16 protein-coding genes are annotated in these 15,178 nt (G+C 33.6%); 12 read left to right on the top strand and 4 right to left on the bottom strand.

The window, feature by feature from the left end; genetic code table 11:
• Nucleotide 1 precedes the first annotated feature (1 nt).
• From ACFS5J_RS07645 to ACFS5J_RS07615, 7 genes are all read left to right on the top strand, one after another.
• Entirely contained in the window at nucleotides 2-328 is a 327-nt protein-coding gene (locus tag ACFS5J_RS07645; protein ID WP_379811497.1) for a DMT family transporter, read from the top strand.
• Nucleotides 328-1,560 (top strand): 3-phosphoshikimate 1-carboxyvinyltransferase, encoded by a 1,233-nt coding sequence (aroA, locus tag ACFS5J_RS07640; RefSeq protein ID WP_379811496.1) that lies wholly within the window; start codon nucleotides 328-330, stop codon nucleotides 1,558-1,560. The genes ACFS5J_RS07645 and aroA overlap by 1 nt, the downstream gene beginning before the upstream one ends.
• Nucleotides 1,561-1,703: 143 nt before the next feature.
• Entirely contained in the window at nucleotides 1,704-2,753 is a 1,050-nt protein-coding gene (gene queA, locus ACFS5J_RS07635) for a tRNA preQ1(34) S-adenosylmethionine ribosyltransferase-isomerase QueA (protein WP_379811495.1), read from the top strand.
• Between the two features lie 126 nt (nucleotides 2,754-2,879).
• Nucleotides 2,880-4,184, top strand: coding sequence for a kynureninase (kynU, locus tag ACFS5J_RS07630; protein ID WP_379811494.1), 1,305 nt, complete (start codon nucleotides 2,880-2,882; stop codon nucleotides 4,182-4,184).
• Nucleotides 4,162-5,244 carry an agmatinase family protein gene (locus ACFS5J_RS07625; RefSeq protein WP_379811493.1) on the top strand — a complete coding sequence of 361 codons (1,083 nt, stop codon included), beginning with the start codon at nucleotides 4,162-4,164 and terminating at the stop codon, nucleotides 5,242-5,244. Before kynU ends, ACFS5J_RS07625 begins: the two co-directional genes overlap by 23 nt.
• 71 nt (nucleotides 5,245-5,315) lie before the next feature.
• On the top strand, nucleotides 5,316-5,897 hold the full coding sequence (locus ACFS5J_RS07620; protein ID WP_379811492.1) for an HNH endonuclease: 582 nt from the start codon (nucleotides 5,316-5,318) through the stop codon (nucleotides 5,895-5,897).
• An 88-nt stretch (nucleotides 5,898-5,985) separates the two neighbouring features.
• Complete coding sequence (locus ACFS5J_RS07615; protein WP_379811490.1) at nucleotides 5,986-7,341, top strand: FAD-dependent oxidoreductase; 1,356 nt, start codon at nucleotides 5,986-5,988, stop codon at nucleotides 7,339-7,341.
• A gap of 10 nt (nucleotides 7,342-7,351) precedes the next feature.
• On the opposite strand, the gene ACFS5J_RS07610 is transcribed toward ACFS5J_RS07615, so the two are convergent.
• Both ACFS5J_RS07610 and ACFS5J_RS07605 read right to left on the bottom strand, forming a co-directional pair.
• Nucleotides 7,352-7,720, bottom strand: coding sequence for a cupin domain-containing protein (locus ACFS5J_RS07610; RefSeq protein WP_379811489.1), 369 nt, complete (start codon nucleotides 7,718-7,720; stop codon nucleotides 7,352-7,354).
• Nucleotides 7,720-9,237, bottom strand: a complete 1,518-nt coding sequence (locus ACFS5J_RS07605; RefSeq protein ID WP_379811488.1) for a helicase HerA-like domain-containing protein — start codon at nucleotides 9,235-9,237, stop codon at nucleotides 7,720-7,722. Before ACFS5J_RS07605 ends, ACFS5J_RS07610 begins: the two co-directional genes overlap by 1 nt.
• A gap of 136 nt (nucleotides 9,238-9,373) precedes the next feature.
• Between ACFS5J_RS07605 and ACFS5J_RS07600 the strand changes: the two genes are divergently transcribed.
• A complete protein-coding gene (locus tag ACFS5J_RS07600) occupies nucleotides 9,374-10,006 on the top strand; it encodes a 7-carboxy-7-deazaguanine synthase QueE (RefSeq protein WP_379811487.1) in 633 nt (210 codons plus the stop codon).
• 42 nt (nucleotides 10,007-10,048) lie between these two features.
• Nucleotides 10,049-10,450: a DUF2059 domain-containing protein gene (locus ACFS5J_RS07595; protein WP_379811486.1), complete on the top strand. Its 402-nt coding sequence runs from the start codon at nucleotides 10,049-10,051 to the stop codon at nucleotides 10,448-10,450.
• Nucleotides 10,451-10,506: 56 nt separating this feature from the next.
• Here ACFS5J_RS07595 and ACFS5J_RS07590 read toward each other — a convergent pair whose 3' ends face one another.
• Nucleotides 10,507-11,214, bottom strand: coding sequence for an SAM-dependent methyltransferase (locus ACFS5J_RS07590; protein WP_379811485.1), 708 nt, complete (start codon nucleotides 11,212-11,214; stop codon nucleotides 10,507-10,509).
• Nucleotides 11,215-11,283: 69 nt separating this feature from the next.
• Here ACFS5J_RS07590 and ACFS5J_RS07585 point away from each other — a divergent pair, with 69 nt between their 5' ends.
• Together ACFS5J_RS07585 and ACFS5J_RS07580 are read left to right on the top strand one after the other, a co-directional pair.
• Complete coding sequence (locus ACFS5J_RS07585) at nucleotides 11,284-11,781, top strand: YkgJ family cysteine cluster protein (protein WP_379811484.1); 498 nt, start codon at nucleotides 11,284-11,286, stop codon at nucleotides 11,779-11,781.
• A gap of 10 nt (nucleotides 11,782-11,791) precedes the next feature.
• Nucleotides 11,792-12,202: a PH domain-containing protein gene (locus ACFS5J_RS07580; protein WP_379811483.1), complete on the top strand. Its 411-nt coding sequence runs from the start codon at nucleotides 11,792-11,794 to the stop codon at nucleotides 12,200-12,202.
• Between the two features lie 33 nt (nucleotides 12,203-12,235).
• Here the strand turns inward: ACFS5J_RS07580 and ACFS5J_RS07575 are convergent, their stop codons facing one another.
• Nucleotides 12,236-13,447 carry an exo-beta-N-acetylmuramidase NamZ family protein gene (locus ACFS5J_RS07575; protein ID WP_379811481.1) on the bottom strand — a complete coding sequence of 404 codons (1,212 nt, stop codon included), beginning with the start codon at nucleotides 13,445-13,447 and terminating at the stop codon, nucleotides 12,236-12,238.
• Between the two features lie 7 nt (nucleotides 13,448-13,454).
• On the opposite strand from ACFS5J_RS07575, the gene ACFS5J_RS07570 reads away from it, so the two are divergent.
• On the top strand, nucleotides 13,455-14,687 hold the full coding sequence (locus ACFS5J_RS07570; protein ID WP_379811480.1) for an ABC transporter permease: 1,233 nt from the start codon (nucleotides 13,455-13,457) through the stop codon (nucleotides 14,685-14,687).
• The last annotated feature ends 491 nt before the right edge of the window (nucleotides 14,688-15,178 follow it).

Here is a 15,178-nt window from a genome sequence, read left to right as displayed (position 1 = left end):
ATTGAACTGGATTCTATTGATAATAGCAGGTTTGTTTGAAGTTGGTTTTGCAAGTTGTTTAGGAAAAGCCAAAGAGACTTCTGGAACAACAATGTGGTTGTGGTATATTGGATTTCTTGTATGTCTAACCATAAGTATGGTATTATTAGTAAAAGTGACTAAAGAACTACCTATAGGAACTGCATATGCTGTATGGACAGGTATTGGTGCTGTAGGTAGTGTTTTAGTGGGAATATTGATATTCAAAGAGCCTGCAACTTTTTGGCGCATATTTTTTTTATCGACACTAATTTTTTCTTTAGTGGGACTTAAAATGGTAACGAAATAATGGATTTAAAACTTCATAAATCCAATGTAGCCTCAGCATCTTTTATAAAAGTTTCAGGTTCTAAATCTGAAACAAATAGGTTGTTGTTGTTACAGGCATTATATCCAAGTTTGGTTTTATCAAATCAATCCAATTCAGATGATTCAGATGTGATGCAAAAAGCGTTGAATGGGTTGTCTGAAAAAGTAAGCACAATTGATGTACATCATGCGGGAACAGCAATGCGTTTTCTTACTGCTTTTTTTTCAATTCAAGATGGCAAGGAAACTGTTTTAACAGGATCCAATCGAATGCTTGAACGACCTATTTCAGTTTTAGTTGATGCACTAAGGCAATTAGGTGTCCAAATTTCATATTTAGAACAAGATGGATTTCCTCCTATTAAAATCACTGGGAAAAAGATAGACTTATCTCATGTAACCCTTAAAGCAGATGTTAGCAGTCAGTATATTTCAGCGATACTGTTAATCGCACCAAAACTTGATAATGGTTTAGAAATGCATTTGGAAGGAGAAATTACTTCTTTACCTTACATAAATATGACGTTGAGTTTACTGAATCAATTAGGCGTTTCAACTTCATTTGAATCAAATGTCATAAAAGTTCAACCATTAAACATAATTACTACAACTAACGTTACCGTGGAAAGTGATTGGAGTTCAGCTTCCTATTGGTATTCCATTGTCGCACTTTCAGCGATAGGGACTAGTATTACATTGTCGAGTTACAAGAAGAATAGTTTGCAAGGTGATGCTTTTTTAGCTGAAATTTATAAAGACTTCGGGGTGGAAACTTTTTTTAATAATGATAATTCTATAACAATTGTAAAAGAGGCAAAAGCTAAAGTTAGGAATCTAAATCGTAATTTGAATAATTGTCCTGATATAGCGCAAACGATTGCAGTAACTTGTTTTGGTTTGGGTATAGGTTGCGATTTAGATGGCTTACACACTTTAAAAATTAAAGAAACAGATCGTTTGGTAGCATTAAAGGAAGAGTTGATAAAGTTAGGTGCGACTATTTCAGTAACGGACGAGTCGTTGCTTTTAAAACCTTCGAAAAAAATCATCGAAAATATTGTGATAAAAACCTATCAAGATCACAGAATGGCAATGGCATTTGCACCTTTAGCACTTCGTGTGCCAATTCAAATTGAGGAGGCTGAAGTGGTAAGTAAATCGTATCCTGATTATTGGGACGATTTGAAAAAAGTAGGATTTCGTATCCAATAAAAATGCGAAATCTGCTTTTGTAATTTGATTTTTCTAAAATAAAAGTTATTTTACTTGACAACCCCTATCTCACGATTGTATATTTGCAAAGTTTTGGGTTCAGAAAACTTCTGAATTCTAATTTCTTAATTCAAAATTTAACTATGAAGTTATCACATTTCAATTTTAATTTACCAAATGAGCTATTGGCGGAATTCCCTGCAGAAAACAGAGATGAATCACGTTTAATGGTTGTTAATCGTAAAACAGGTACTATTGAGCATAAAATGTTTAAGGATGTCATCGATTATTTTGATGATGGTGATGTAATGGTATTGAACAATACAAAAGTTTTTCCAGCTCGTCTGTATGGTAATAAAGAGAAAACGGGTGCGCGTATAGAAGTTTTCTTGTTAAGAGAATTGAATGCGGAGCAACGTTTATGGGATGTTTTAGTAGATCCAGCACGTAAAATTCGTATTGGAAATAAATTATACTTTGGAGATGATGATTCATTGGTTGCTGAAGTAATTGATAATACTACTTCACGTGGAAGAACATTACGTTTTCTTTATGATGGTTCTTATGAAGAATTTCGTCAAAAGTTAGTAGAACTTGGAGAGACTCCAATTCCAAAATATATTAATAGAGAGGTTACTCCGGAAGATGCTGAGCGTTATCAAACCATTTATGCTAAAGAAGAAGGAGCTGTTGCAGCACCTACTGCGGGCTTGCACTTTTCAAAGCATTTATTAAAGCGTTTAGAGATTAAAGGGATTAATTTTGCAGAAGTAACTTTACACGTTGGTTTAGGTACTTTTAACCCAGTTGAAGTAGAGGATTTGTCTAAACATAAGATGGATTCTGAAGAAATGGTAGTAACACAAGAAGCTTGTGATATTGTAAACAATGCTAAAGCTAAGAAGCGAAAAATTTGTTGCGTTGGTACAACTTCTATGCGTGCTATGGAAAGTACGGTTTCTTCGCAAAGAACGCTTAATCCTTATACGGGATGGACAAATAAATTTATCTATCCTCCGTATGATTTTAGTATTGCGGATGCTATGATTACGAATTTTCATACTCCAAAATCCACATTATTGATGATGATTTCGGCTTTCTGTGGTCATGATTTAATGAGAAAGGCTTATGATGAGGCAATTAAGGAAGGCTACAAGTTCTACTCTTACGGAGATGCGATGTTAATAATTTAACAAAAAAATAATATTTCTTTAAAAAGACGCGTAAACACGCGTCTTTTTTTATATTTATGTTGCTAAAAAAAGGAATAAAAATTTAAAATGTTTATTTTTGTTGTCTTAATATAAAGTTATCATTTTATGAATTTTGAGAATTCAAGAGAGTTTGCTCAAGGATTAGATTTACAAGACGAATTACGACAATATAGAAGTGAATTTATTTTCCCAAAAGTAAAAGGGAAAGAAGTAATCTATTTCACGGGAAACTCATTGGGCTTACAACCAAAACGTGCTAAAGCCTATGTAGATGAAGTTATGAACGATTGGGCTGAATTAGCTGTAGAAGGACATTTTTTTGCAGATAAGCCTTGGTGGGATTATCATGAGCGTTTTTGTCAGCCATTAAGCGAAATTGTTGGTGCTAAACCTTCAGAAGTAGCGGTTATGAATACTTTAACCATAAATTTACATTTGTTGATGGTTTCTTTTTACAGACCAACAGCAAAGAAGTATAAAATAATTTGTGAAGAGAAAGCTTTTCCATCAGATCAGTATATGTTTCAATCACAAGTTAAGTTTCATGGATATGAACCAAGCGATGCAATTGTTGAGATAAAGAGAAGAGAAGGAGAACATAACATTCGACTAGAAGATGTTTTAGCAAAAATTGATGAAGTTGGAGACGAATTAGCATTGGTTTTAATAGGAGGTGTAAACTACTACACAGGTCAAGTGTTTGACATGAAAACCATTACAGCAGCGGGTCATAAATATGGTGCGTATGTAGGATGGGATTTAGCGCATGCAGCAGGAAATATTGAATTGAAATTAAATGAATGGGGTGTTGATTTTGCCGCATGGTGTAGTTATAAGTACATGAATTCAGGACCTGGAAATGCTTCGGGTATATTTGTTCATGAACAACATCATCAAGATAGTGAATTGAATCGTTTCGCAGGTTGGTACGGTCATAATAAAGAGCGTCGTTTCTTAATGGAGCCTACTTTTGATCCAGTTCATGGTGCAAACGGTTGGCAAGTAAGTAATTTACCTGTTTTATCAATGGCTCCTTACTTAGCATCTGTGGAAATGTTTGCAGAAGTAGGTATGGCTAAATTGATTAAAAAACGTAATTTAATTACGGCGTATTTAGAGTTTATCTTGAATGAAATTGATAAAGAAATTGAAAGTGCTCAGTTTGAAATTATTACACCTTCAAATCAAGAAGAACGTGCTTGTCAATTGTCAGTTTATTTACATGGACAAGGTAAAGAATTGTTCCATTATTTGATGGAAGAAGGAGTTATTGTAGATTGGAGAGAGCCTAACGTAATTCGTTTAGCACCTGTGCCATTGTATAGTTCGTTTGAGGATATGTATGATTTCGGACAAATATTAAAAGAGGGTATCTTATCTAAAGTATATGACAAAGCAGGAAATTATTAATAGTTTTGATCCAAGTCAACCAGGCTTGGCAGATGCAAGCATTTTTGGTTTGCCTTTTTCAGCGGAACAGAGTGAAATTATTGTAATTCCTGTGCCGTGGGAAGTAACCGTAAGTTATGGCGCTGGTGCTTCCGAAGGACCAGAAGCTATTTTAGAAGCTTCTTTTCAAGTTGATTTGCTTAATCAAGATTATCCAGAATTATGGAAATTAGGGATTTATATGGATGAAATCTCTGAGGAGATGAAAGCACAGTCGGATGAATTGAAAGCCTTAGCGGCTCCAATTATCGAGGCTTTAGAAAATGGTCAAATTATCGATCATCATCCATCACTACAAACCGATTTGGATACGATTAACTATGCGTGTTCGGATATGATTGAAAAAGTGAGAACACAAACATTACATTGGCTAGATAAAGGGAAAAAACCTGTTTTGTTAGGTGGTGACCACAGTACACCTCTAGGTTATTACCAAGCTTTAGCTAGCAAGTATGATAATTTTGGTATATTGCACCTTGATGCACATATGGATTTGCGCATCGCGTATGAAGGTTTTACCTATTCTCATGCTTCAATAATGTATAATACGTTGCAGTTACCACAAGTATCAAAATTAGTACAAGTAGGGATTAGAGATTTTTGTGAACAAGAAGTTGAAGTGTTAACGAAAGAGAATGGTAGAGTACTTGTTCATACCGATTTAGATTTGAAAAAACAGTTGTTCGAAGGAAGTACATGGCAACAATTGTGTGATGCAATCATCAATTCACTACCTAGTAAAGTTTGTGTCTCTTTTGATATTGACGGTATGAATGCTTTATACTGCCCTAGTACTGGAACTCCAGTACCTGGAGGGTTTAGCTACGAGCAGGCTGTTTATTTGTTAAACCGTTTAGTAGAATCGGGTAGAGAAGTTATAGGCTTTGATTTAGTAGAAGTTGCGCCAGGAGAGAACGATTGGGATGGAAATGTAGGAGCTAGAATGTTGTTTCAAATGTGCGGAATGTTGGCTAAATCGCAGGGGATGAGTGTTGGTGAAAAAAATAAATTTTTAAAATAGATAAAATTATTGTAAATTAGACAGATATTATACTTTTTATTACTGATTATTAACCAAATCAAAAAATAGTAATGGGGCACTTTTTAACAGAAGAGTGGAGAGAGTATGTGCTAGAATTTGAACATTCAAAGCGGTACTTAGTCTCCAATATAGGACGCGTTAAAAGTTTTGTAGACAATCCTTCAGAAGCAAAAATAATAAAAGGTTCCGCAATTGAGGGGTACCGCTATATTATATTTAGAAAGAAGATAGATGGGGAATACAAAAATTTTCATTATTCGTTTCATTTCTTAGTAGCAAGCTTGTTTATAGAAAAAGAAAACGAGGAACAAAAACACGTAATTCACTTAGATTATGACAAATTAAATAATAAAGTCGATAATTTAAAATGGGTTACTTATCAAGAAATGAGGGAGCATGGCTATAAGAGTCCATTAGTTGCCGAAGGAAGAAAAAGGAGATTTGAGAAATTTGGACCAGCAAATACTAAGTTGACTGTTACTCAAGTTATAAGGCTCAAAAAGAAATTACTAGACCCGAATAGAAAAACAAGATTGCGTTTGTTAGCAAAGCAATTTGGAATCTCAGAAATGCAATTGCACCGTATCAAGACGGGAGAAAACTGGGGTCATATAAAAGTTGATAACGATTAAATCCTTCATTTGAAGGATTTTCTTTTTTTACATGGGTACTCCATAAATATTGAGTATTTTTGTATTCCAAAATAATTATATAGTTTTCATGCAAACGCCCAAAAAAATTGCTGTTGTAGGTGCTGGTTTAGTAGGTTCCTTATTGGCAATATATTTAAAAAGAGCAGGTCACCAAGTACATGTTTATGACAGAAGTCCAGATATTCGTAATATTGAATTTTCCGGAAGGTCGATAAATTTAGTGATGTCTGACCGTGGTTGGCGTGCTTTGGAACAATTAGGTTTGGATGAAGAGATTCGTAAAATTGGAATTCCTGTAGATAAACGAGCGATTCATTTGGGAACAGATGAATTAAATTATCAGCGTTACGGAAATGAAGACCAAGCAATTTTCTCACTTTCCCGAGGTATCTTAAATCGTAAGATGATTGATTTAGCGGAAGCGGAAGGTGTAGAATTTGTTTTTGAAAGTAAAATTTGGGATGTTTCGCTATCTACTGCAACTTTACATCAAGGCGAGACAGAACGTGGTGAGTGGCATGATTTAGAATATGATATCGTTTTTGGAGCAGATGGTGCTTTTTCTAGAATTCGTCACCGTATGCAGCGTCAAAGCATGTTCAACTATTCTCAAGATTTTTTAAAAATTGGCTACAAAGAATTACATATTCCTGCCAATTCTGATGGAACACATAAGTTGGATAAAAATTCATTGCACATTTGGCCACGAGGTGAGTTTATGTTGATGGCGTTGGCTAATACTAATGGAAGCTTTACGTGTACATTGTTTATGCCACATGAAGGAGAAAATTCATTTGAACAGCTAAAAGACAGAGCCACTTTAGTTGATTTTTTTGCTCAACATTTTCCAGATACCAAAGAAGTGATTCCAAACTTAGTGGAAGATTTTTTTAAAAACCCGAAAAGTTACTTGGTAACTATGAAGTGTTTTCCATGGACGCATAATGATAAAGTAGCCTTAATTGGAGATGCTTGTCATGCTATTGTACCGTTTTATGGACATGGAATGAATGCAGGTTTTGAAGATATTACCATTTTGGTAGAGATGATGGAAAAATACGGCGATGATTGGGAGAAAATTTTTAAAGAATATGAAAACTCAAGAAAGCCAAATGCAGATGCTATTGCAGAATTGTCATATCGTAATTTCATGGAAATGAGTTCGAAAACGGCAGATGCTAAATTTCATTTACAGAAGAAAATTGAAAAATGGTTTTCGGCAAAACATCCAGATAAATGGAAGCCTCTATACAGCAGAGTAACTTTTAGTCACCAACCGTATGCTGAGGCTTTAGCAGAAGGTGATCGTCAAAATGAGATTATGCAAGAAATTTTAACGATAGACAATATTGAAGAAATTTGGGAAACAGAACCTATAGAACACAGAATATTAGATTTACTAAAAGATAAAAAAGAGGCTTAAGCCTCTTTTTTCATTCTTCTCGATGTACTTTTTCAAAATCAAAAGCTGGTTTACAAATGGCTATATATTCACAAGGTTCATCAAAAGGATTTGAATATTGAACTCTAGTGTGTTTTTCAATTTTAATTGATTGTCCTGCTTCTAAAGTAATAGTGTCTTTTTCAATGATGAATTGTTTTTTACCAGAAATAACATAAGTGTATTCATCAAACTCTGGTGTTTGAAATGGTTCGCTCCATCCAGGTGGTGCAATCATATGTGCTATGGAAATCTCGGGATTGTTAGTCGCTACAATTCCATGATGCTCTTCAATTAATTTTCCGTCAGCAGTAGGCACTACAAATGGATTTTTTTGAATTTGATATTTTTTGGTTTCCATTATTTCTTCATCATTTTCATTAATACCCCCATAGCACCTCTAATAAAAGTAGCACTTGTTAATACCTTTACAATCGGATTCATTGCAGTACTTTTACGTGTAGCACTAGTTTGTTTACTGGATTTTTGTTTTTGCTCCTCTTCTTTATTAGCCAATTCCTGTGCTTTTTCAATTTTTTTAGTCAATATTTCATAAGCACTTTCTCTGTCAATAACCTCATTGTATTTTTTTGCCAATTTTGATTGTGCAATACAGTTTTCGATTTCTTTAGGTGTTAAAACATCCATTCGGCTCATCGGTGCCCGTAGCATTGTAGCAGCTAAGGGAGTTGGTATTCCTTTTTCATTCAATGCGGTAACAAATGCTTCTCCTATTCCCAATTGTGTTAGTACTTCATCGGTATCATAATACTCCGAAAGCGGATAATTTTCAGCAGTCATTTTAATTGCTTTTCTGTCGTTAGCAGTAAAAGCTCTCAAGGCATGTTGGATTTTTAACCCTAATTGTGCCAAAACGCTACTTGGGACATCCATTGGATTTTGTGTAATGAAGTAAACTCCAATGCCTTTGGAACGAATTAATTTAACGATGGTTTCAGTTTGATCTTGTAATGCTTTGCTAGCTTCATCAAAGATCAGATGGGCTTCGTCAATAAAGATAACTAATTCTGGTTGTCCGCTGTCACCTTGTTCTGGCATAGTATTGTAAATTTCAGCCAGAAGGCTTAGCATAAAAGTTGAGAATAATTTTGGTTTATCTTGAATATCGGTCAAACGCATGATGTTGATGTAACCAAAACCATTTTCGTCTATTCGCATTAAATCCTCTATTTCAAAAGACTTTTCGCCAAAAAATAATGATCCACCTTGCTGTTCAAGTTCAATAGTTTTTCTTAAAATGGATCCCGTTGAAGCTGTAGAAATGCGTCCATATTCTGCGGTGAATTCAGCCTTTCCTTCTTCTGTTGCGTATTGTAATGCTTTTTTGAAATCTTTAAGGTCTAAAAGCGGAATGTTATGGTCATCGCAATATTTAAAAATAACAGATACTACTCCTGATTGTGTTTCGTTTAAATCTAGAATTCTAGAAAATAAAACTGGACCAAATTCTGAAACTGTTGCACGTAATCGCACGCCATTTTGTTCAGAAATCGTCATTAATTCAACTGGGAAACCTTTTGTCTCATAGGGTAATGATATTTTTGAATGACGTTCTGTAATAAACGGCTTTTTTTCTCCTGGCATTGCGATGCCTGAAAAATCACCTTTGATATCCATCATTAATACTGGTATTCCTTTTGCAGAAAGTTGTTCCGATAAAACTTGAATGGTTTTGGTTTTACCAGTTCCTGTTGCACCTGCAATTAATCCGTGGCGGTTTAATGTTTTCAGAGGAATGTTTACTAATGTGTTTGGAACGGGTTCTCCATCCAAAATAGCACCTCCAATAGTAATATAGTCACCTTTACACGTATATCCGGATGATATATGTTGATTGAATTCTTCAGTTCTGCTCATTTTGAAAAAATATTGTTTCTCAAATGTATAAAAAATAGGACGGATAAGAAATACTGCCTTCAATAAATCTAATAATGCTAAAAAGCAAGTATCTAAAATTTCAATTGATTATCTTTGCAAACTATTTTAGTTTAAGATGTTAAAGAAAGAAATACAATTAGCAGTAGATAAAGGTGAGATGTTACCTTTGATGGAAGAGTTTTATACAATCCAAGGTGAGGGGTATCATACGGGTACTGCTGCATATTTTATTCGTATTGGGGGCTGTGATGTTGGTTGTCATTGGTGTGATGTAAAGGAAAGTTGGAATGCTGATTTACATCCTCCTACAGATACTGATTTGATTGTATCCAATGCTAAAAAATACGCTGAAACAGTTGTAATTACTGGTGGGGAGCCTTTGACATGGGATATGAGTTTGTTAACAGGTAAACTTAAGACTGAAAACTTAAAAGTCCATATTGAAACTTCCGGAGCATATGAAGTAACAGGACAGTGGGATTGGTTTTGCTTGTCACCAAAGAAATTAAAATTACCGGTTCAAAGTGCTTACGATATTGCGAATGAGTTAAAAGTAATTATTTACAACAAGCATGATTTTCAATTTGCAGAGGAACAAGCGGCAAAGGTAAATCCAGATGCTATTTTGTTTTTGCAACCAGAATGGAGTAAGAAAGAAGAGATGACACCACTAATTGTTGATTATGTGATGAATAATCCAAAGTGGAGAGTTTCCTTACAAACACATAAGTATTTGAATATTCCTTAGAAAAAATAATTATATTTGAATTCTAAACTTATATTATAAAATATGAAAAAATTTATTTTGACAGTTGCTTTTGTTGTGGTAGCGCAACTTGGAATGGCGCAAGATGCTTTCAAATCAGATGCGTTAAAAGTTATTGAAAAATCTGGTGCAGCTGGTCCTATGCAGAATGTTAAAGAGCAAGTTTTAGCAAGTATTCCTGAAGCAAAACATGCAGACTTTTCTAAAGATTTTGATGCAACTTTACCTGCTTTATATGATAAAATGGCAGTTATTTACATGGAAACATATACGCACGATGAATTAAAAGAAATGTTAAAATTTTATGATTCTCCAGTTGGAAAAAAAATTGCTGCTAATGCAGGAGAGTTAATGAAAAAATCTACTGAAGCAGGTCAAGAGTGGGGAATGCAATTGCAAGGTTTAATGATGAAATACATGCAATAATAAGTTACTAAAATACAATTATAAAAAAAGACCAAAACATATGTTTTGGTCTTTTTTTATAAAGTCAGTTTTGCTAAATAATCAAAATTTTTTCCTTCTTGGATCAACTCACAACTTAATCCATTGGCATGAGCTGCATTTTGAAGCGTATTGTAGTCTAAATATAACCAAGGGAAAGTATCTTCAGTTTCACCTTTGTATTGAACGGTAAAAGTTAGTTCACCATAATATCCATCTGCGGGGACTTCATATGCGCCGTCTTCATCTTGATCATACATGTAAATGATGTCAGACGAATCAACTAAAATTTGACCTCCAACATTTAAAAGTGATTTTAATTTTTGGAGATACGTTGAAATACGTTCCAATTTTTCAAAAATACCAGTTCCATTCATTAGTAATAAAATGGTATCATATTTTTCGGCACTTTCGATATCTAGGAGGTTTTGAACTTTGGCATTTTGCAAGCCTCGTAATTGACAAGCTTTAATAGCATTGGCAGAAATATCGATAGCTGTAACGTCTAACTTTTTTTCATTGGAAAGATACAATGCATGACTACCTGCACCACAACCAATATCTAAAATTTTCCCTTTGCATAGTTGTAATGCTTTTTTTTCCAATTTAGGCATCTCTTTGAAAGTGCGAAATAAATAAGCAACACTCATTTCGTCTGCCTCGCTAATGGAAGTTTCGGTAATTAAATCTTCAGGTGCATTATTGAGTTGGTAATCTAAAATGGCTTTTCCAAAGAGGTCTTTCATAGCTTTTTGTTGAAATTGTAGATTCTAGTTTTAAAGTTGTGTAACTTTGCTTTTCGAAATTGACATCAAATGCTAAAGCCATCCTTAAACGAAATACAAAAGTTAGCCAAAGATAAGCATAACGAAAATAAAAAGTATTTTGACAAACTAAAAAAGAAGACGCCAAAGAATATTGACTATGTCATGCAAGATTTGCATGAGGCCGAATTTAAAAAAACAGATTGTTTGGAATGTGCCAATTGTTGTAAAACTACTGGACCTTTGTTTACATCGGCTGATATAGAGCGTATTTCAAAGCATTTGCGCCAAAAGCCTCAGCAATTTATAGATCAGTATTTGCGTATTGATGAAGATAATGATTATGTGTTGCAATCGGTACCGTGTACTTTTTTGGATACTGATAATAAATGTTTTATTTACGATGTTCGACCAAAAGCTTGTCGAGAGTTTCCACATACCGATAGGAAAAAATTTCAACAGATTTCAAATTTAACCTTGAAAAATGTTGCGATTTGTCCAGCAGCTTTTAATATTGTGGAAGAAATGAAGAAGAAATTACCACTTTAATTCAAATTTTATGAAAAAAGTATTCAAATCAAAAGTTGATATTGCTTTACCAATATTGTTTATGGCCTCCTCTATTCCTGCATTTGTTATAGGGATACGAGAAAAAGATTGGGTGGTATTTGCTATTTTAATAGGTACTTTTGGTTTGGTGTTCTATCTGCTATATGATACTAATTATACCATTAGTAAAAACAATTTAAAAGTGCATTCGGGTTTTATAGTGAATAAAAATATTGCAATAGCAGATATTAAATCTGTAAAGAAAACAGATAGTATTTTAAGTGCGCCAGCTTCTTCTTTAACAGATAGGATAGAAGTGAATTATGGAATAGACAAATTCATAATTATATCACCTCTTCATAAAGAAGATTTTGTCACTGAATTGAAAAAGCAGAATGCAGATATACTTGTTGAAATTTAATTGAATATTCTGACTTTCTTTTAGTATTCATAATTAGTATATCAAATATTTTTCTCGTATTACTTTGAAATTTTCCAAATCTTCTTGCCAAGAAGCTCTAATTTCAACTTCAGAGAAACCACTTTCAATTTGCTGTTGTAGTTTTTTGGTTCCAGCCAATTTGGTAAAAAACGAGTTGAAGAATTTTGTCTTGTCAGCTGTTTCGTTATAGGCTTTTATTAACCATTGCAACTCTAATCGGCTTACTTTTTTAGCTTTTGTTAAATCTTCACCGTAGCATAATTTTCCATTGTAAATAGGATCTTTAGCACCTAAATTTGGTTTTGGAGTAAAACTAAAATTACTTTTTGGTAAAAATGGCGAACCGTATATTTGAAATTGTTTATCCGTTCCTCTTCCTACGCTAACGTTGGTGCCTTCAAAAAAGCATAAACTCGCATACAAATTAATCGATTGGTCGTTAGGTAAATTGGGAGATGGTTTAACCGGTAAGCTATAAGACATCTTTCGGTTGTAATTTTTACATGAAATTACACTAAGGTTGCATTGTACTCCATTCGATAACCATTTTTCACCGTTAATCATTTTGGCGTATTCACCTATGGTCATTCCGTGTAATACTGGAATTTCGTGCATTCCTACAAAGCTATGAAATTCAGATTCCAAAATTGGTCCATCTACAATATTACCGTTCGGATTTGGTCGGTCCAATACCAGTAACGGAATATTATTTTCAGCACAAGCTTCCATAACATAGTGAAGTGAAGAGATGTAAGTGTAAAATCGAGCGCCAACATCTTGCAAATCAAAAATTAATATTTCAATTCCTTTTAACTGCTCTGGTTTTGGTTTTTTGTTGTTGCCATATAACGATATTATAGGTAAGCCTGTTTGAGTGTCTTTACCATCTTTTATAAGTTCACCAGCATCAGCAGTTCCACGGAAACCATGTTCTGGAGCGAATATAGTTTTAATTTTTATTTTTTCTGATAATAGGTAATCGACTAAATGTGTCCCGTTTGATAAAATTCCCGTTTGGTTGGTTACGATCCCTATTTTTTTGTTCTTAAGAAGATTTAGATTTTCTTTTAAATTATCTGCTCCTGTTAAAATTGTACTTTCCGATGTGTTGTTTTCAATGCTTAATTTTTCAGGACCAACTTTAGTAGTTGCTGAATTTCCACAAGAAAAAATAAGTATAAAAGAGAATAATAGTGTATTTTTGAAAACCAATTTTTGAATCATAAAACCTTTGAATTTAGAATTTTTTATAGCCAAACGTCTCATCGCTACTAAAGGACATAAAAGTAGTGTTTCTTCACCAATTATAAAAATTGCCACTATTGCTATTGCAATTGGAATTATTATGATGATTGTGTCTGTAGCAACAGGTATTGGGTTGCAAGATAAAATTCGAGAAAAGGTTTCTGCTTTCAATGGACATGTTATTATTTCAAATTTTGATGACAATCAATCCCAAGTAAGTACTGTTCCGATTTCAAAGAATCAAGATTTTTATCCAAATTTCAAAAGTGTTGAAGGAGTAAAACATATTCAGGCCGTTGCAATTAAGGCAGGAATGATTCGTACAGAAGAAGTGGTCGAAGGTATTGTTTTTAAAGGGGTAGGAGCAGATTATGATTGGAGTAATATTAAGGAGTATATAGTTGAAGGAGGAATTCCTGATTTTAGTAAGGGTACAACTGATGATGTTGTGATTTCTCAGTTTTTAGCAAATCGCCTTAAAGTTAAATTGAATGATGTTTGTGTTACCTATTTTATAAAAGAAGGCGGTAAAGGCAAAAACACAAGAACTTTTAAAGTAGTTGGAGTTTTTAATTCTGGATTTCAAGAATTCGATGCGAATTATATATTAGGTGATATCCGTCATATTCAACGCATCAACAAATGGTCTGCTGATCAAGTTGGAGCTTTTGAGGTTTTCTTGAATGATTTTACACAGATTGAAGAGAAAGGAGTTGAAATTTATAATACCATTCCGCCTACCTATAATAGTGTAACTATTTCTGAAAAGTATTATAGTATTTTCGAGTGGCTAAAGTTATTCGACTTTAATATTATTGTAATATTAATTGTCATGATAGTGGTAGCTACCATTAATATGGTTGTTGCTTTATTGGTTCTGATTTTGGAACGCACTCAGATGATTGGTATTTTGAAAGCTATCGGTGCGAATAATTGGAATATCCGAAAAATTTTCTTGTACAATGCGGCTCATTTGATAATAAGGGGTTTGTTGTGGGGTAATGGTGTAGCACTTGTATTGTTGTTACTTCAAAAATATTTTGGAATTGTTGAACTCAATCCTTCAAGTTATTATGTAAATGTAGCGCCAGTTTCAATAAATCTATTTTATATAGCGCTTTTAAACATAGGGACTGTCTTAGTTTGTTTGTTGGTGCTGCTGGTTCCGTCATATATTATTACCAAAATATCTCCAGTTCGAGCTATTCGCTTCGACTAACACAACTTTGTTTAAAATTTTCAAATAGAAAAGAGGGGAGTTTTTACTTATTTTAAGGCTAAAATGGAATTCTTGTTTTATATTTTTAAAGTTTTAAAACCTGCTTATGGTGTAAAGAAGGCTTATTTAGGTGTTAAGTGTAAAAACATTTCGATTTGTAAGTGCTTTATAATCAAATAGTAGAAAAATACTTTTAAAAATAGTTGGATTAAGTCTTGTTAATGGTAAAAAAGATACTACTTTTGCACCCGCAATACAGGCAAGTTCATACAGATATTTTGGTTTAAGGGATGAGAATAAAAAAAGAATTTTTCTTTTAAAAAGCTTGTCAGAATCAAAAAAGGGATTACCTTTGCAGTCCGCAAAAACAGCGACGTTCTGATTACATATTGAGTGAGTTTTTGGAGATTTAAAAAAGAAATTTTTTTTCAAAAAAAGCTTGTGAGATTAAAAAGAAGTTGTACTTTTGCAGCCGCTAATCGAGAGAGTAG

The sequence above is a fragment of the Flavobacterium chuncheonense genome (genome assembly GCF_042686145.1).
Lineage (GTDB): Bacteria > Bacteroidota > Bacteroidia > Flavobacteriales > Flavobacteriaceae > Flavobacterium > Flavobacterium chuncheonense.
This window is presented reverse-complemented; position numbering and strand designations above follow the sequence as displayed.